This is a genomic window from Natrinema sp. CBA1119, assembly GCF_002572525.1.
Lineage (GTDB): Archaea > Halobacteriota > Halobacteria > Halobacteriales > Natrialbaceae > Natrinema.
On sequence record NZ_PDBS01000001.1, the window covers coordinates 1898325 to 1914420 of the forward strand.

General features: G+C 65.3%; 18 protein-coding genes. 11 read left to right on the forward strand and 7 right to left on the reverse strand.

Features of this window, described 5'->3' with window-relative positions:
• Window positions 1-211 precede the first annotated feature (211 nt).
• Window positions 212-1843: a carboxypeptidase M32 gene (locus CP556_RS09325; RefSeq protein ID WP_098725365.1), complete on the forward strand. Its 1632-nt coding sequence runs from the start codon at window positions 212-214 to the stop codon at window positions 1841-1843.
• 153 nt (window positions 1844-1996) lie between these two features.
• Here the strand turns inward: CP556_RS09325 and CP556_RS09330 are convergent, their stop codons facing one another.
• On the reverse strand, window positions 1997-2593 hold the full coding sequence (locus CP556_RS09330) for a hypothetical protein (RefSeq protein ID WP_098725366.1): 597 nt from the start codon (window positions 2591-2593) through the stop codon (window positions 1997-1999).
• 205 nt (window positions 2594-2798) lie between these two features.
• Here CP556_RS09330 and CP556_RS09335 point away from each other — a divergent pair, with 205 nt between their 5' ends.
• The 9 genes from CP556_RS09335 (at window position 2799) to CP556_RS25915 (ending at window position 10402) form a co-directional block, all read left to right on the forward strand.
• The gene (locus tag CP556_RS09335; protein ID WP_098725367.1) at window positions 2799-3545 is read left to right on the forward strand and encodes an SDR family oxidoreductase; all 747 of its coding nucleotides are present in this window, start codon (window positions 2799-2801) and stop codon (window positions 3543-3545) included.
• A 100-nt stretch (window positions 3546-3645) separates the two neighbouring features.
• Entirely contained in the window at window positions 3646-4167 is a 522-nt protein-coding gene (locus CP556_RS09340) for a hypothetical protein (RefSeq protein ID WP_098725368.1), read from the forward strand.
• Window positions 4168-4475: 308 nt separating this feature from the next.
• A complete protein-coding gene (truA, locus tag CP556_RS09345; RefSeq protein WP_098725369.1) occupies window positions 4476-5321 on the forward strand; it encodes a tRNA pseudouridine(38-40) synthase TruA in 846 nt (281 codons plus the stop codon).
• Window positions 5322-5413: 92 nt separating this feature from the next.
• A complete protein-coding gene (locus CP556_RS09350; RefSeq protein WP_098725370.1) occupies window positions 5414-5650 on the forward strand; it encodes a hypothetical protein in 237 nt (78 codons plus the stop codon).
• Window positions 5651-5704: 54 nt separating this feature from the next.
• Complete coding sequence (gene pepF / locus CP556_RS09355; RefSeq protein WP_098725371.1) at window positions 5705-7498, forward strand: oligoendopeptidase F; 1794 nt, start codon at window positions 5705-5707, stop codon at window positions 7496-7498.
• A gap of 122 nt (window positions 7499-7620) precedes the next feature.
• The gene (gene pan2 / locus CP556_RS09360) at window positions 7621-8853 is read left to right on the forward strand and encodes a proteasome-activating nucleotidase Pan2 (protein WP_098725372.1); all 1233 of its coding nucleotides are present in this window, start codon (window positions 7621-7623) and stop codon (window positions 8851-8853) included.
• Window positions 8854-9134: 281 nt separating this feature from the next.
• A complete protein-coding gene (locus tag CP556_RS09365; RefSeq protein ID WP_098725373.1) occupies window positions 9135-9620 on the forward strand; it encodes a pyruvoyl-dependent arginine decarboxylase in 486 nt (161 codons plus the stop codon).
• A gap of 54 nt (window positions 9621-9674) precedes the next feature.
• A complete protein-coding gene (locus CP556_RS09370) occupies window positions 9675-10070 on the forward strand; it encodes a DUF5811 family protein (RefSeq protein ID WP_098725374.1) in 396 nt (131 codons plus the stop codon).
• Window positions 10071-10264: 194 nt separating this feature from the next.
• Window positions 10265-10402, forward strand: coding sequence for a hypothetical protein (locus CP556_RS25915; RefSeq protein WP_176548158.1), 138 nt, complete (start codon window positions 10265-10267; stop codon window positions 10400-10402).
• Window positions 10403-10513: 111 nt separating this feature from the next.
• Here CP556_RS25915 and CP556_RS09375 read toward each other — a convergent pair whose 3' ends face one another.
• Window positions 10514-11260: a V-type ATP synthase subunit D gene (locus CP556_RS09375; RefSeq protein WP_098725375.1), complete on the reverse strand. Its 747-nt coding sequence runs from the start codon at window positions 11258-11260 to the stop codon at window positions 10514-10516.
• A gap of 96 nt (window positions 11261-11356) precedes the next feature.
• Complete coding sequence (locus CP556_RS09380) at window positions 11357-11560, reverse strand: zinc ribbon domain-containing protein (protein WP_098725376.1); 204 nt, start codon at window positions 11558-11560, stop codon at window positions 11357-11359.
• 63 nt (window positions 11561-11623) lie between these two features.
• On the opposite strand from CP556_RS09380, the gene CP556_RS09385 reads away from it, so the two are divergent.
• The gene (locus CP556_RS09385; RefSeq protein WP_098725377.1) at window positions 11624-11896 is read left to right on the forward strand and encodes a DUF8143 family protein; all 273 of its coding nucleotides are present in this window, start codon (window positions 11624-11626) and stop codon (window positions 11894-11896) included.
• Between the two features lie 36 nt (window positions 11897-11932).
• On the opposite strand, the gene CP556_RS09390 is transcribed toward CP556_RS09385, so the two are convergent.
• From CP556_RS09390 to CP556_RS09405, 4 genes are all read right to left on the reverse strand, one after another.
• On the reverse strand, window positions 11933-12946 hold the full coding sequence (locus CP556_RS09390) for an ABC transporter ATP-binding protein (RefSeq protein ID WP_098725378.1): 1014 nt from the start codon (window positions 12944-12946) through the stop codon (window positions 11933-11935).
• Between the two features lie 79 nt (window positions 12947-13025).
• Window positions 13026-13973, reverse strand: coding sequence for an ABC transporter permease (locus CP556_RS09395; protein WP_098725379.1), 948 nt, complete (start codon window positions 13971-13973; stop codon window positions 13026-13028).
• Between the two features lies 1 nt (window position 13974).
• Window positions 13975-14898: an ABC transporter permease gene (locus tag CP556_RS09400; RefSeq protein ID WP_098725380.1), complete on the reverse strand. Its 924-nt coding sequence runs from the start codon at window positions 14896-14898 to the stop codon at window positions 13975-13977.
• 6 nt (window positions 14899-14904) lie between these two features.
• Window positions 14905-16050: an extracellular solute-binding protein gene (locus CP556_RS09405; RefSeq protein ID WP_098725381.1), complete on the reverse strand. Its 1146-nt coding sequence runs from the start codon at window positions 16048-16050 to the stop codon at window positions 14905-14907.
• Between the last annotated feature and the right edge of the window lie 46 nt (window positions 16051-16096).

Genomic DNA, 16096 nt, shown 5'->3' on the forward strand with positions numbered 1-16096 from the left:
TCGGTGGAACAGTCCGCTGCTTGCACGTTCCATCTGTCTCTCATGGGCTGGCGAGCGCAGCGTGACAGCAGCGTGCAACGCCTTTGCAACGGTGTACTGATCGTCTCGAGAGTCGACAGGTCTTCGAGTGCCCGCCCGCCATTCGCATTCGATCGCTTCGAAGTGACCGGAACCACGACGTTGATGCCGCTTCCGAGCGAACGATATGCCTATGGCGACCGATCAGGCTCCGAGCGACGCGAGCGAGGCCGACACGTACGAACAGTTCGAAGACCGGGTGCAGCGCATCTCGAACGTGGGCAACGCGGCCGGAATCCTGCGGTGGGATCAGGAGGTCGTGATGCCCGATGAGGGGACGCCCGCCCGCGCACAGCAGCTCTCGACGCTGTCCTCGATCAGTCACGAACTCCTGACCGCCGATGAGACCGGCGAGTTGCTCTCGGAACTTGAAGGCGAGACGACTGTGTCGTCTCGAGAAGCGAGTAGCGCGGAACGGAGTTCCGCGGACCATTCGAGCGGGCGAAGCCCGCGAGAAGACGGTGAAACCGCGAGCACCGACCTCGAGGATGAACAGGCCGCGGTCGTCCGCGAGGTTCGTCGCACGTACGATCGCGAGACGAGCGTCCCGGGGGAACTGGTCGAGGAGATCTCGGCGACGGCGTCGAACGCCCATCCCACGTGGAAGCAGGCCCGGGAGGAAGACGACTTCGAGCGGTTCGCGCCGACGCTCGAGAAACTGGTCGAACTCAAGCGGGAGTACGCCGAGCACATCGATCCGGACGCGGATCCCTACGCCGTGCTCTTCGCGGACTACGAGCCGTACATCGACCTCGAGACGGCCGAGCGCGTTCTCGAGCGCCTGCGCGAGAATCTCGTCCCGCTGATCGATGCGGTCCAGGAGAGCGACGCCGAGCTGACGACCGATGCCTTCGCCGGGCAGTTCGACGACGACGATCAGGAGGCGCTGGCCCGCGACGTGCTCGACTCGCTAGGCTACGACTGGGATCGCGGCCGCCTCGATACGGCACCGCATCCGTTCTCCTCGGGAACGCAATTCGACGCGCGCGTGACGACCCGCTTTGAGGAGGACGACTTGCTCGGGTCGATCACCTCGACGATCCACGAGTTCGGCCACGCCAACTACACGCAGGGTCTCCCGGACGAGGGGTACGCCACGCCGCTGGGCGAGGCTCGCGACCTCTCCGTCCACGAGTCCCAGTCTCGACTCTGGGAGAACCACGTTGGCCGCTCTCGTCCCTTCTGGGAGCACTTCCTGCCGATCGCCCGCGAGCGGTTTCCGGAACTTGAGGACGTTTCCCCCGAGGAGGCCTATGAGGCCGCGAATCAGGTCCACGACGACAATCTCATCCGGGTCGAGGCGGACGAACTCACCTACCACCTCCATATCGTCATTCGCTTCGAGATCGAACGCGACCTGATCCGGGGGGATCTCGAGGTCTCGGAGGTCCCCGAGGTTTGGAACGATAAGTACGAGGAATATCTCGGTGTTCGTCCCGAAACCGACGCGGAAGGCTGCCTGCAGGACATTCACTGGTCTCACGGCGACTTCGGCTACTTCTCGACGTACTCGCTGGGCTCGGTGCTCGCGGCGCAGTTGTACGCCGCGGCGGAAGACGATCGGGGCACCTTCGACGAGCAGACCCGCGAGGGCGAGTTCGACGAACTCAACGGCTGGCTCCGCGAGAACGTCCACCGCCACGGCAAGCGCTACGTCACGCCCGACCTGATCGAACGAGCCACCGGCGAGGGACTGACCGCGGACTACTTCCTCGAGTACGTCACCTCGAAGTACGGCGAGCTGTACGACCTCGAGAGCTACTGAACCGGCGGACTCTGTCGCCCCGCTCACTTACTTCCCGTTTCCACGGTCGTCGGAGTGTCGTTGTCAGAGTCGCCGTCAAACATTCGGACGAGAGGGGAATGTCGTTGTCAGAGTCGCCGTCAAACATTCGGACGAGAGGGGAACTGTGATCGATTAGAAGAGACCCCGTCCGAGCACGACCACCGTCACGTTGTTCGCGAACGCGAACAGTCCGAGCGCAACGAGGACGCCAAGAAATCCCTCGAGCCCCAGCTGCACGGGCCGTTCCAGTCGTCGCGGCACGGCGCGGGCGCGAGCGAAGAGCACCGAGAACAGGCCGAGCGACGCTGTGAGCAGGCCGACGATCCCCATGATCGGAAGCGCTAGCGCTGCGAGCGCTCGGACGGTGCTCCCACCGTCGTCCGCAGCGGCTTCCCGTCGGTGGACGAACCGAACTCGGGCCCCAGCGTGGTCCCCGCGATGACGGTGTTTGAACTCCCGCCACTCGTTCGGCGTCGACGTGTGACAGGTCGTCGAGTAAACGACCACGTCGTCGAACCGGTCGGCAAGCATGTGGAAATCGCGCCTGAACGCCGAACCCAGCCGATGCGCGATGACGACGCGGACGCCGTCGACGCGAACGTCGTCGGCCGTTGATGCGTCACTCCGCCGCACGTCTGCCGCCGGAAACGTCGTCGAGAGCCGCCGCGCGATGGCGTCCCTGTCCGACGGACTGGTCGAATACGTCCACTCCTCGAGCGCCGCTGCCACTTGTGGCGCTCGAACGATACTGCGATCGCTACTGCCGCTGCTCGTCCCCCAATGGCCCCCCATTGTACGGAACTGTTTCACAGTTGTCTATATATCGCTGTCGAACGATTTCCGCCCTGCCTCGTCTCGTCAGCGCGGATCGGTTCGGGACGAGATAGCCAGTGCTGGCCCCGGTTTTAGGGGCCGGTGCTCAGTACTGTCGGCTATGGTCGATACGTCACTTGCCGAGAAGGCGGCGATCGTCACGGGCGCGAGTTCGGGAATCGGCGCGGCGACCTGTCGCGAACTCGCCGCCGCGGGAGCGAACGTCGTCCTCGCGGCCCGCAGCGAGGGCCGATTGACCGATCTCGCGGACGACCTCGAAGCGACCCACGACGTCGAAACGCTGGTCGTTCCCACGAACGTTCGCGAGGAGGACGACGTCGACGTGCTTCTCGAGGCGGGCGTCGACCGCTTCGGCGGGATCGACGTACTGGTGAACAACGCCGGACTGGGCCGCGGGAGCGACGTCGAATCGCTGTCGACCGACGACTACGAGACGATGCAAGAGACCAACGTCGACGGCGTCTTCTACGCGACGCGGGCGGCGATTCCCCACGTCCGCGAGCGCGAGGGACACCTGATCTTCGTCGCCAGTTTCGCCGGCAAGCACCCGCGGCCGTCCAATCCCGTGTACGCTGCGACGAAGTGGTGGGTCCGGGGCTTCGCTAAGAGCCTCGCGGCCCAGATCGGTGACGACGACGTTGGGATCACGATCGTCAACCCCGCGGAGGTCCGCTCTGCGTTCGGAGCGGCTGACGGCGAGAGTTTCGCCGAGCGGTTCGACGAAGGCGAGGTCACCGAACCAGAGGAGGTCGCCGAAGCGATTCGCTTCGCCGCGACTCGCGGGGGCTCGAGCGTGAGCGAACTCGATATCAATCGGCGAGACAAGTTCGCGGATACCTTCCACTGACGGGAGCGAAACGGGCGGCCCGAATCCGCCGCGCCCCCTATAAAACGAGGCTGGGAGTGCCGGGTCGGGACTCACCCGTTCCCGGCCCCCTACCACGAGTATGCGACTCTCAATTCCGCGCGTTCCGGGCGTCTACTTCGACACCGACGGCGAATCGACGGCGAAGACCATCGCGCTGAGCGCCGCGGGCCGACGGGCACCGAAACCGCAGGGCTACGCGCTTCAGGCCCTTCCCTACATCTGGTCGTTCGACGTCGACCTCCGCGAGGTACCGACCGATCATCCGATCCAGTACCTCCATCCGGAGGGGGCACGGAGTCTGGGCGATCTCTCCCGGCAGCGCGGCGTCCGCGAGGTCGGGACCGAACTCGAGTCCGTCCTGCGGTTCGTCTGGTCGGTCAATCAGGAAGTGGAGTCGGCGACGGGACAGTTACTGGGGCTGTCCTCGGACGACGACGGCGTCACCATCGAGGTCCAGGACGGGGCCATCAGCGCCGACGGCTCGGCGCTCGAGACCGATGCCTTCGACCTCGAGGATTCGGATATCGGCGAGTCCGGCACCGATGAATTCGACGTTCACGAGCCCGATCACGACCGGTTCGATCCCGACGACGAGCTGTGAGTCGTTGGCAGGACCGTCATCGAATCGGTTTTCTGATTCGGGTTATTTTCAATACGCTCCGGTAGGCGTGGTATCCGCTCAGTGGATCTGTCTACGTACCTTTTTGCGCCTCGGGATTCCTCATGGTTCGAGAGACCTTCGGTTTCGCTTGATGCCGAGAGAGCGATGCTCTCTCGTAGCAAACCGCTCGCTTCGCTCGCGGATGCTAGCAGCGGTAAGTCCTCCGCCTGTACCGTGCGGTCAGTAGCGTCTCCGAATATGAACGAACCGTATAACCCGCTGGCCGCGCTGGATCAACTCGAGACCGAATGCCACTCCGCGCGTTCAGAATCGCCTACGACGGTACGGGCTATCACGGCTTCCAGCGCCAGCCCGACGTCCCGACCGTCGAGGATACGATCTTCGACGCGCTCCGCGCACTCGAGACCCTCGCCCCCGAGGCCGACAAACCCGCGGGCTACGCCGCTGCCGGCCGGACCGACGCGGGCGTCTCCGCGCTCGCCCAGACGATCGCGCTCGAGGCCCCGGACTGGCTCGCGCCGCGGGCGCTAAACGCCGAACTTCCCGCGGACGTTCGCGCGTGGGCGGCCGCCGACGCGCCGGCGGCGTTCCACGCGACACACCACGCGAGCCGTCGAGAATACACCTATCACCTGTATGCACCGCGAGCTCCGCCGTCGAACGCCGAGACGCCCGACCGCTCTCTCGACGACGACCGGTTCCGCGCGGCCTGCGAGGCGCTCTCGGGTGCCCACGATTTCCACAATCTGACGCCGGACGACCACAACACCGAACGCTCGCCGTCGCTCGAGGCGGTCCGAGACGGCGACTATCTACTCGTCACCGTCAGCGCGGACGGCTTCGCCCGCGAACTCGTCCGCCGACTCGTGTCGCTGGCTCGCGACGTCGGTGCCGGCGACGCCCCGCTCGCGAAAATCGACCGCGTCCTCGACCCCGAGCCGTTGCCCGGCCACGAGGGAATCGCACCCGCGCCGCCGGAACCGCTCGTGCTGACCGACGTGGACTACCCCAGTCTCGAGTTCGAGACCGACGACGCGGCAGCAGAGAGCGCTCGAGCGGTGTTCGAACGTCGCCGAATCGACCGGCAGACCGGGGCTCGAGTCGCTGGACAGGTGGCCGACGGGATCCGCTGACGGGAAAGTAGTCGAGCGGAGAGCGTTCGGATCACCGGCCCTTGGTTGGCTGTGTACGAGTGTTTTTCACGGGCGAGGACACACGTCGGCGCATGGACCTCTCGCCCGACGAGTACGGTGCCTACTGGCGCGCGTCGATCCGCGTCGCCGCGGGCGTGCTCGTCCTCTTCTTCGGCCTCCGTCTCACGTCACCGCTACGGACCCATCCCGAGGCGGGTGCGTCCATTTTGGGCGTCATCTTGCTCGTCTTACTCGTTCTCGTCGGAACGTACGTCGCGATGCTCGGCGTCGCTCGAGTCGTCCGGACTGCGGTCGACGCGGAAACGTAGGCGTCCGCGAGAGCGTCCGATACCCTTTACCTCCTCCGTTTCAAAATTCGGGGTATGAGTTCCGTCCCCGAGCGCTCCGAGGTCGACGAGGCGTACACCTGGGACCTCGAGAGCATCTACGCGATGGACGACGACTGGGAGTCCGCCTACGAAGCGGTCGCCGAACGCGTCGACGACCTCGAGTCCTACGAGGGGCGGGTCACCGACGACGCCGAAACCCTCCTGGAGGTGCTCGAATTGCGCGACGAGATCATGCGCGAGGTATCGACGGTCGCGGCCTACGCCCGCATGCGCCGCGACGAAGATACGACGAACCAGCAGTACCAGGCGCTGACGGCCCGCTCGCAGTCACTGGCGGCCGACGCCCAGTCTGCCGCCTCCTTTATCGACCCCGAAATCCAGGAGCTGACCCGCGAGGAGTTCGAGTCGATGGTCGACGAGGAGTCCGACCTCGAGACCTACGACCACTACGTCGACGACGTCCTCCGGATGAAGCCCCACACCCGCTCGGCCGAGGTCGAGGCGCTGTTAGCCGACCTCGGCGAAGTGATGGGCGCGACGGGTGAGGTCTACAACATGCTCTCGAACGCGGACATGGAGTTCCCGACGGTCGAGGATCCGACGGGAGAGGCGGTCGAAATCACCCAGAGCAACGTCACGAACCTGCTCAAGCGACCCGATCGCGAGTTCCGACAGCGCGTCTACGAGGGCTACTTCGACGAGTGGTCGTCGGTCCGGAACGCGGTCGCCGCGTCCTACAAGAACAGCGTCAAAGCCGACGTCAAGACCGCTCGAGCGCGCAACTACGACACGGCGCGCGAAGCCGCCCTCGACGGCCCGAACGTCCCCGTCGAGGTCTACGATACGCTCGTCGACACCGTCCACGACAACCTCGACAAGCTCCACCACCACGCCGAACTCAAGGAGCAAGCGCTGGGGGTCGACGACCTGCAGATGTGGGACCTCTACATGCCCCTGACGGGCGACGAGGGCCCGGACCTCGAGTACGACCAGGCGACCGAGTACGTCGTTGACGCGCTCGCGCCGCTGGGCGAGGCGTACCAGTCCCGCGTCGCCGAGGGGCTCGACTCTCAGTGGGTCGACGTCTACGAGAACGAGGGGAAGCAATCCGGCGCGTATTCGGGAGGTACCTACGACACCCAGCCGTTCATCCTGCTGAACTACCAGCGGGACATCTCCTCGATGTACACGCTGGCCCACGAACTCGGCCACTCGATGCACTCCGAATTGACGAAGGAGGAACAGCCCTTCATTTACTCGAACTACGAGATCTTCGTCGCCGAGGTCGCCAGCACGGTCAACGAGGCCCTGCTGACCAATCACCTCCTCGAGACCGTCGACGACCCCGAGTTCCGGAAACACGTCCTCAACGAGTTCCTCGAGCGCGTGCGCTCGACGCTCTACCGCCAGACGCTGTTCGCGGAGTTCGAACACGAGACCCACCGCCTCGAGGAAGCGGGCGAGCCGCTGACCGCCGATCGACTGGACGAGGTCTATCGCGGACTCAAGGAAGAGTACTACGAGCCCGCCGTGATCGACGACCGCATCGCCACCGAGTGGATGCGTATCCCGCACTTTTACCGCGCGTTCTACGTCTATCAGTACTCGACGGGTATCTCCGCCGCGCTCGCGATCGTCGATGACGTCCTCGAGAACGGTCAGTCCGCCGCCGACGACTACCTCGAGTTCCTCCGCCGCGGTTCCCGGGAGTACCCGCTCGAGCTCCTGCGGATCGCCGGCGTCGACATGAGCACCTCGGAGCCGATCGATCGCGCGCTCGAGACCTACGGCCAGCGCCTCGAGGAGTTCGAGTCGCTGCTCGAGTGATCGAGGCTCCGCTCTTCCCCGGTGGCCTGCCATAGCCGGGTCAACTGTACTGCCAACCGACAGAAATTCCTCCGCGACCCAAAGGCACATTTACTGTCGCTATCTTAACGGCGTATATCAGGATGTCTCGAAGCCCGTCTATTCCCGACCGACCTCACCGCGATATCGACGCCGATCTCCCCGACGACGAGCGGCTCGAGGCGCTTCGCGGGCACTACGAAGAGCTCGTGGACGTCAACGACAAGCTGTCGGCCCAGCTCGATGACGCCGAGGATCGCCGCGAACGCCTCCGGGAGAAAGTCGACCGCGTCGAACGCGAAAACGAGACGCTGAAGAGCTCATCGCTGTACATCGCCACCGTCGAGGACGTCCTCGACGACGAGCAAGTCATCGTCAAACAGCACGGCAACAACCAGGAGGTGCTCACGGACGTCTCCGCTCGGATCGTCGATAGCGTCGCGCCGGGCGACCGCGTCGCGGTCAACGACTCCTTTGCGATCCAGACGGTGTTGAACACCGAGACCGACGCGCGCGCCCAGTCGATGGAGATCACGGAGAAGCCGGAAGTCACCTACGCCGACATCGGCGGCATCGACGAGCAGGTCCGCGAGGTCCGCGAAGCCGTCGAACAGCCCCTCGCCGAGCCCGAACTGTTCGACGAGGTCGGGATCGATCCGCCCAGCGGCGTGCTCCTCTACGGGCCACCGGGAACGGGCAAGACAATGCTCGCCAAGGCCGTCGCCAACGAGACCGACGCCACCTTCATCAAGATGGCCGGCTCGGAGCTCGTCCGCAAGTTCATCGGCGAGGGCTCCCGGCTCGTTCGAGACCTCTTCGAGATGGCCCGCGAGCGCGAACCGGCCATCATCTTCATCGACGAGATCGACGCCATCGCGACTCGTCGCACGGAGTCCAAGACCTCCGGCGACGCCGAGGTCCAGCGGACGATGATGCAGCTCCTCTCGGAGATGGACGGCTTCGAGGCCCGCGGCGAGATCCGCATCATCGCCGCCACCAACCGATTCGATATGCTCGACCGCGCCATCCTGCGTCCCGGCCGGTTCGACCGCCTCATCGAAGTCCCCGAACCCAGCGAGGAGGGCCGCGAGCAGATCCTCGCGATCCACACTCGCGGAATGAACGTCGCCGACGACATCGACTTCGCCGACCTGGCGGCCGACACCGACGGCTACTCCGGTGCAGATATCGAGAGCCTCGCCACCGAGGCCGGCATGTTCGCCATCCGCAACGACCGCGATCAGGTCACCCACCAGGACTTCGCGGACGCCCTCAAGAAGATCGAGGAAGATGACTCGAGCGACGTGATTTCGTCGGCGGGTTACTTCTATCAATAGAACCGGAATTTTACGCTGCGGTCGCGGCTTCGCCGCTCCCTCGGTAAAATTTCGATTAAAAGCACTCCTCTTTCCCCGCCGCTCACTTCATTCGCTCCGGGTCAGTCGTCGGCCCGCTCGTTCGCTTCGCTCACTCGCGGTGAGTGTCGGTGAGTTGCCTGCCCTCCCCCGACTCGCAGAGCCCTCGGTTCTTCGGGCTCCGCTCGCGGCCACTGAACCGATCCGTTTCCGCATCGGGACTGGATCGCAACGCCTTACGCCGCTCGTCCCCGAAAGCGAATATGAGCACGATTCGAGTCGTCTGGGGGTCCGCGTCGGCACCCACGGCGATGGCCTCTTACGACGCGGCCCTCGCCGAGGCCGGCGTCGAGAACTACAATCTCGTCTCGGTCTCGTCCGTCATTCCCGCCGAGACCCATGTCGAGGCCGTCGGCACCGCCCCCGACCTCGGGCCCGCCGGCGAGCGCCTGACCGTCGTCGAGGCTCGAGCCACCATTGCTGGCCCCGGTCGCGTGAGCGCGGCGCTGGCCTGGGTGCAATCGGTCAACGACGGCCCGGGCCTGTTCTACGAGACCGCGGGCGAGATGGATCGCGAGGACGTCGAACGCCGGGTTCGCGAGGGACTGGCCGCGGGACAGGAACTTCGTGACTGGCAGTTCGCAGACCCGCGGGCGGCCGTCGAGAGTCGGCAGGCCGATTCGGGTCGGTACACGACGGCGGTCGTCCTCGCAGTATACGGCGATAGCGAGCCGATCCTCCCGAATTGACCGAAGGCGAACCCTTTTGACCCGGCGGCGCATTGCTACGGGCACACACTTCTCATGAACGGAAATACGCCGTACGCAGGGCTACCGGGCGAGACTGGTGCTGGGCAGCGTGCAGCGGCGGACGTTCCGGACCTCTCGAGCGCACAGAAACGACTGCTCCACCGCGATGTCTCGCGGATCGCGGCCCGTACACGCGAGTTCCTTCCCAACGAATACGTCGTCGACGCCGACGTCTCGACCGGGATGACCGGCCCGCAGGTCACCGTCGCCGTCCGACCGCCGGTCGGTCACGCGGTCAGTGCCGGCTTCACGCCCGACCTCGAGGAGGCGGCCCCCGAGGAAGTCATCACCGCAGACGAACGCGACGAAGTCGCCCGCGGGCTGGCCGCGAGCGCGGCACTGCAGGTGAAACAGGCGATCAGCAACAACGTGCGGCCGACCGGGAAATAGCCGGTCCCGACATCGAGGGTCCGCGCTCGATCGGTCCGTCCCATCGGGACGGAACACATCGCTTTTCGACGCGTTAGCTCGATCAATAGTGCACTTGCTCGAACTCGAGCGGCGACGCGGTCCGTCGCGAGCGACGAACACAGGTCGAGCGTGAGCCGGATCTCACGCTCGGGTCCGTCGGGAACCGGTCGCTGATGCGTGAGACATCCGGGACGCTAATCGGTTTGCGTCTCGGCTGTGATCGGCTCGAGGATCAGACGGTGCGGACGGACGGAACCGAACGCGGCGTCCGACGGTACATCTTTGCGGTGCTCGTCGGGGCCGGAAACTGAATCACGGACGGAAAACTGAATCGGGAACGAACCGCACTTTGAACGGGCTGTGGAGATCTAATCAGCGGGTGAACGTTCGGTCGATCGACCGAGCGAGTCAGCTGGTACGCCTCACTGGGTACTCGTCGGGGACTGTGCGGCGGTGTCCGGCTGAATCTCCTCGAGTTCGTCCTGTTTCTCCTCGGCTTCTTCGGCTTCGGCCTCCGCCTCGGCCTCTCGTTCTGCCTTCTCTTCGGCTTCCTTTTTCTCCTTGATCTTCTTCAGGCGGAACGTTTCCTCGCGTTCCTGTTCCTCGAGTTTCTGCTCGATGTACTCCTGATTGTCGTACAGTTCCGGCAGGAGCTTGAACTCGAGGGCGTTGACGCGGCGCTTGGTGGTCTCGATCTCTCGGAGCATCTTCTTCATCGCCGTCTCGACCTCGGCGGCGAGGATGATGCTCTCGAGGAGGTCCTCGTAGGCTTCGGCGGCCTCGTCGATGCGGGCGGAGGTGCCCATGATCCCGTAGCCTCGTTGGTCGAGACTCTTGGTGACTTTGGAGGATTCGATCTGGGGCACGACGACGCCCATGATGTTCTTCGATTCGGTGGTGATCTCGGGGTGTTCCTGTAGCGCCGCCGCGGCACCGCGGACTGCGACGTCACCTTCCATCGCCCGGGCCATGTTGATCTTCTTCTGGGCGGCCTCGTAGTCCTGCGCGAGCTCGCCGCGGACGTCCTGGGCCTTGTCCAGAATGTCCATGAACTCCATGATCAGCCCGTCGCGTTTCTTCTCGAGCGTGCCGTGGCCCCGCTCGGAGAGCTCGATGCGATCCTCGATCGCCATCAAGTTCTTGCGGGTGGGCTTGACGTCGTTGGCCATCTTGTGGGGGGCTAGCTCCCCCAGCCGGATAACTGTTTACAGTTTTCCGCGCACCGTTCGCCGCCGAACGGCGGGAACTCGACCTCGAGGGTCGGGCTACCCGAGAAACAGATCGACCATGTCGCCCGATGACTGGCCCTTGTAGAGTTCCGAATAGCCGCAGTCCGTACAGCTTACGACGTGAAACCGACGGTTTTGGACGTCGAGGAGCTTCGAGAGGCCGCTCCCGGTCGTCGAAATTTTGTCGATCTCCGTCTCCGTGTGGCCACACTTCGGACAGCCGCGATCGTCGTCTCGCATACGTGCTCCATTCGTATCATCTCACAAATCTTTTGTGCTCGGGCTCTCGAGTATCGACGAGAAATGGCTGTCTCCGTCGTGATCCTGCTCCTCGTCTCCCTCGCGATCTCGCTCGTCCTGTGGCTGGCGATCAGTCGGGAAACGTCGGACCCGACCGTCGTGGATCGGCGGGAAGCGGAACGGATCGCGAAAGATCGCGGTGGCCGAGAATCGTCGCGTTCGGCCCGCGACCGGAGTCGCTCGGTCGACAGCCGTCGCACGGCTGTCGACGGCCGTGTTCGCGACGACGAGCAGGATCGATCCGCTGGACTCGATCGGAGCGAGCGCGACGAATGACCATCGTTTCTTTTCGATGGGGTTTCGCAACACCGCCTACTCGAGGATGTGGACCCGCTGTTCGTCGATCGAGAGCGGGATCGATTCGCCGATCCGATAGCCGTCGATCCCGTCGGTATGCAGCGTCACGGTCGTGTCGTCGGGCAGCGTCGCCGTGAGCCGGGTTCGGTCTCCGAGATATGTCGCGCCGGTCACTTTGGCCTCGATCGGTCCCTCGCCGAGTTCGAAGGCGGCGGGCCGGGCCGCGACTTGCACCGAGCCGTCCGTCTCGGCCGCCACGGGCAGTTCGGTAAAGCCCAGATCGACGTGGCCGTTCTCGGCGACCCCCTCGAGGAGGGTCGAACTCCCGACGAAGTTCGCGACGAAGGGGTTGGCGGGCCGGCGGTAGATCTCCGCGGGCTGGCCCACCTGTTCGAGCGTCCCGTCCGCCAGCACCGCGATCCGATCGCACATCGCCATCGCCTCCTCCTGATCGTGGGTGACGTAGAGCGCGGTCACCTCGAGGTCGGACAGCAATTCGCCGATCTCGTCGCGCAGCCGGGTCTTGAGTTCGGCGTCCAACCCCGTCATCGGTTCGTCGAGCAGGAGGACGTGTGGTTCGATCGCGAGCGCGCGCGCGAGGCCGACCCGCTGTTGCTGGCCGCCCGACAGCGTCGTCGGCCGCCGGTCGGCCAGCTCGGCGATGTCGAGCAGAGCGAGCAGGTCGTTGGCCCGCTCGCGGCGCTCGGCCTTCGGGACCCCCTGCATTTTCGGCCCGAACGCGACGTTCTCACGGACGGTCATGGTGTCGAACAGGGCGTAGGACTGGAAGACCAGGCCGACGTTCCGCTCTTCTGGTGGGACGTGCGTCACGTCGACCCCGTCGAACAGCACCCGGCCGTGGGTCGGCGTCTCGAAGCCGGCGATGGTCCGCAGCGTCGTCGTCTTTCCACAGCCCGAGGGGCCGACGACCCCGAGGATCTCACCGTCCCGGATCGTCAGGTCGATCCCGTCGACGGCCACCTCGTCGCCGTAAGCCTTGGTCAGCGACTCGAGGGTGACGTCGCTCACGGGCGCTCACCACCCTCGAGCGCGCTTCGGTCGATCGGTGTGCGAGCGATTCGACGCCGTACTCCGTTCGTAGCGTGTCTCATTGGTGTGCGGTCGAGAACCCCCGTTTGCCGAGCAGTTGCAGGACGAGTATCGCGGCGACGACGATCACGAAGTAGACCGAGACGGCCGCCGCCGACTGGAGGTGCGTCGCGTTCGAGATGTTCCGGTAGAGGAAGACCGCGAACGGATCCGGGCTGCCGCTCGCCACCATGTACGTGAAGTTGAACTCCGCGGCTGCAAGCGTCCAGGTGATGATACAGCCGGCGACGATCCCCCGTTTGGCGTGGGGGACGACGATCGTCAGAAACGCCCGCGGCCACGAGGCTCCCAGCGATCGGGCGCTCTCCTCGAGGCGGACCAGATCCATCGACTGGAACGAGCTCTGGACCGTCAGGACCATGTACGGCGATTTGAGGAGACAGTAGCCGGCGATCAGCCCCAGCGCCGAGCGGCCGTGTTCCGGGTAGGTCTGTACGAACGCGATCCCGAGGATTAGCCCCGGAACGAGCGGCAGGATTGCGAACGTGTTGACCCAGTCCCGCGCATAGAAGTCGTACCGCGCGAGCGCGTACGCGACCGGAACGCCGATGATCACGTTCAGGAGCATTCCGCCGGTCGCGATCGCGAGACTGAACGCGAGCCCGGGGATCGCGTTCGCTTGCACGCCGTGATCGCCGAAACCGAGGACCTGTCGCCAGTGTTCGAACGTAACGAACCCTCGGGGGACGACGCCGGCCGCCGACTGCGCGAACGACGAAACGAACGTGACGATGACCGGGACGGTCAGGAACGCGACGACGATCGCGACGACGCTGACCAGAAGCGGGCGGCCGACCGCTGTCGACAGCGCCGTTCCGGACCGTGACCACTCTTCGCCGGTGGCCGCTTCGGTAGCGCCGCCGTCCGGGCGCGGACCGACCCGTTCCGATCCGGGAGCCGATGTCGGGTCGCCGCCGTTCTCGTCCGATTCCGTTGGTCCGGTCATCTCAGATCTCCACCGCGTCGTTTTCGACGAACCGAAGCCCGACGAACGTGAACGCCACGATAAAGACCACGTAGACGAGCCCGATCGCGGCCGCGACGTCCGGGTTGTACGAGCCGACGCTCATCTCGTTGTGTATCTGGAGGGTGATCACCCGATGGCTCTGCAGGATCAACACGGTCCCGAAGATCGCGAGCCCGGAGCGGAACGTGAGGATCACAGCCGCGACGATCCCTGGGCGGATCTCGGGAAGCGTGACGTGATAGAACGTCCGCCACCGGCTCGCGCCGAGCGCGCGTGCCGCCTCTTCGGCCTGCGCGTTGATCTCCGCGTAGGTTCCGCGCAACACCATGGTCGCCCGCGGGAGCAACGAGTAGACGAACCCGAGAAAGAGGCCGGTGATCGCGGTCGCGCTCGCGAGGTCGAGCGGTGCCCCGCCCGTCGCGACGGCGACCGCGTTCGTCACCAGGCCCTGCCGTCCCAGTAGGACGACGATCAGGTACGCGACGATGATCCCCGGCAGCGCGATCGGAAACGACACCGCCGCGACGACGACCCGTTCGGCCGGCAGGTCGTACTTCTCGAGGGCGTGTGCGACGGCGACGCCGAGCGCGACGCTGACCCCCGTCGCCAGCCCGACGAACCATAGCGTGTTCCAGGCGACCCGCCAGTATTCCGGGGTCGTCGCGAGCGTCTCCCAGGCCTCGAGCGACCAGCCTTCCATCCAGATCGTGTCCTCTGCCAGGCTGATCCGGACGAGCATCGCCAGCGGGACGAACCCTGCCACGATCGCGAGCGCGAAGAAGGGGAGACAGAGGACCGCGATCCGCCGGCGCTCGCGCTCGCGTTCGGTCGTCGGACGGGCGGTCGTCGACGCCAGCGTCGCGACTCGACGGACCGACGCCGTCGCCGATTTCCGGACTGACATCCGCAATCACTGGGCTCCCTGCAGCGGCGTCCGGTCGACGAGCTCCTCCTGAATGCCCTCCTGATTTTCGACGAGCGTCTCCTGATCGACGGTAAAGCCCGCCGCCTCGTAGGACGACTTGTCCGGGAACTCGTCGGGCTGGTCGAGTTCGTTCGCCCGAATCGGGCGGACGTAGGCGTCGAAGAACAGCTCCTGGCACTCCTCGGTCAGGACGTAGTCCATGAACAGCTTCGCCGCCTCGGGATTGGGCGCGTTCCGCAGGAGGGCGTAGCCGTAGGGGACGTTCATCGCGCCGGGCTCGCCGTCGGGCCCCTCGAGGATCGCGACCTCGATCTGGTCCTCGTCGAACTCGTCGTTGTTGTACTTGAGGTTCAGCCCGGTGTAGTCGTACTCGACGACGGTCGAGATCTCGCCGGCGGTCATCGGCCCCTCGACGTTGCGCCGGAAGTCAGCGCCGTGGTCGGCGATCGCCTCGTGGTACTCGATGACCGGATCGAGGTCGTCCAGGTCGCCGCCGTAGGCCCGGTTGACCGACAGTGCGGAGGCCTGTCCGTTGGCGGTGTGGGGCGGCGTGAACGCGAGGTCCTGCGCGATGTCGGGGTGTTTCAGGTCCTCCCAGGTTTCGGGCGCGTCCAGTCCCCGCTTCTCGTAGATGTCGGCCCGATAGGTCACCGCGGTCGTCATCTGTCGGGTCGCGGTCACGTGGCCGTTGTCGGTCTTCAGATCGCCGGGAACGACGTCCCAGTTGGCCGGCTTGTAATCGCTCGTCAGCTCGTCGTTCATCGCCTCGAGGCCGAACGAGTAGCCGCCGTTGTACGCCGAGTGGGTCGGGTTTCGGGCGTTGGCCCGCATATCCTCGAGGGCCTCGCCGGAGGAGCCCTGCGCGTCGTACAGCGGGAGGTCGTACTCCTCTTCGAAGGCTTCCATGACTGCTCCCCAGTTCGACCAGCCGGTCTGGACGCAGTAGATCTGTAGTTCGTCGGGGAACGACGAGGAGTCGATCTCGGTCTCGTACTCGCCGTGGCCGACGGTGTAGGTCTCGCCGCTCCCCCCGCCGGTGAGATCGCTCAGACAGCCCGCGACCGCGACGGTCCCGGCGGCAACCCCACTCGAAAGCACTTTTCGTCGCGTCGTCCCTGTCGGGTCGGACATACTCGAGAATCCGCCAAAACCTACTAATCCGTTGCTATGTTCGGAC

What these genes read in the sequence shown, in the direction of transcription:
- CP556_RS09340 (WP_098725368.1), top strand. Translation starts at nt 3,646, where the DNA reads ATGCGACTCTCAATTCCGCGCGTTCCGGGCGTCTACTTCGACACCGAC.
- truA (WP_098725369.1), top strand. Translation starts at nt 4,476, where the DNA reads ATGCCACTCCGCGCGTTCAGAATCGCCTACGACGGTACGGGCTATCAC.
- pan2 (WP_098725372.1), top strand. Translation starts at nt 7,621, where the DNA reads ATGTCTCGAAGCCCGTCTATTCCCGACCGACCTCACCGCGATATCGAC.
- CP556_RS09350 (WP_098725370.1), top strand. Translation starts at nt 5,414, where the DNA reads ATGGACCTCTCGCCCGACGAGTACGGTGCCTACTGGCGCGCGTCGATC.
- CP556_RS09395 (WP_098725379.1), bottom strand. Translation starts at nt 13,973, where the DNA reads ATGACCGGACCAACGGAATCGGACGAGAACGGCGGCGACCCGACATCG.
- CP556_RS09365 (WP_098725373.1), top strand. Translation starts at nt 9,135, where the DNA reads ATGAGCACGATTCGAGTCGTCTGGGGGTCCGCGTCGGCACCCACGGCG.
- CP556_RS25915 (WP_176548158.1), top strand. Translation starts at nt 10,265, where the DNA reads ATGCGTGAGACATCCGGGACGCTAATCGGTTTGCGTCTCGGCTGTGAT.
- CP556_RS09400 (WP_098725380.1), bottom strand. Translation starts at nt 14,898, where the DNA reads ATGTCAGTCCGGAAATCGGCGACGGCGTCGGTCCGTCGAGTCGCGACG.
- CP556_RS09375 (WP_098725375.1), bottom strand. Translation starts at nt 11,260, where the DNA reads ATGGCCAACGACGTCAAGCCCACCCGCAAGAACTTGATGGCGATCGAG.
- CP556_RS09370 (WP_098725374.1), top strand. Translation starts at nt 9,675, where the DNA reads ATGAACGGAAATACGCCGTACGCAGGGCTACCGGGCGAGACTGGTGCT.
- pepF (WP_098725371.1), top strand. Translation starts at nt 5,705, where the DNA reads ATGAGTTCCGTCCCCGAGCGCTCCGAGGTCGACGAGGCGTACACCTGG.
- CP556_RS09380 (WP_098725376.1), bottom strand. Translation starts at nt 11,560, where the DNA reads ATGCGAGACGACGATCGCGGCTGTCCGAAGTGTGGCCACACGGAGACG.
- CP556_RS09335 (WP_098725367.1), top strand. Translation starts at nt 2,799, where the DNA reads ATGGTCGATACGTCACTTGCCGAGAAGGCGGCGATCGTCACGGGCGCG.
- CP556_RS09405 (WP_098725381.1), bottom strand. Translation starts at nt 16,050, where the DNA reads ATGTCCGACCCGACAGGGACGACGCGACGAAAAGTGCTTTCGAGTGGG.
- CP556_RS09325 (WP_098725365.1), top strand. Translation starts at nt 212, where the DNA reads ATGGCGACCGATCAGGCTCCGAGCGACGCGAGCGAGGCCGACACGTAC.
- CP556_RS09385 (WP_098725377.1), top strand. Translation starts at nt 11,624, where the DNA reads ATGGCTGTCTCCGTCGTGATCCTGCTCCTCGTCTCCCTCGCGATCTCG.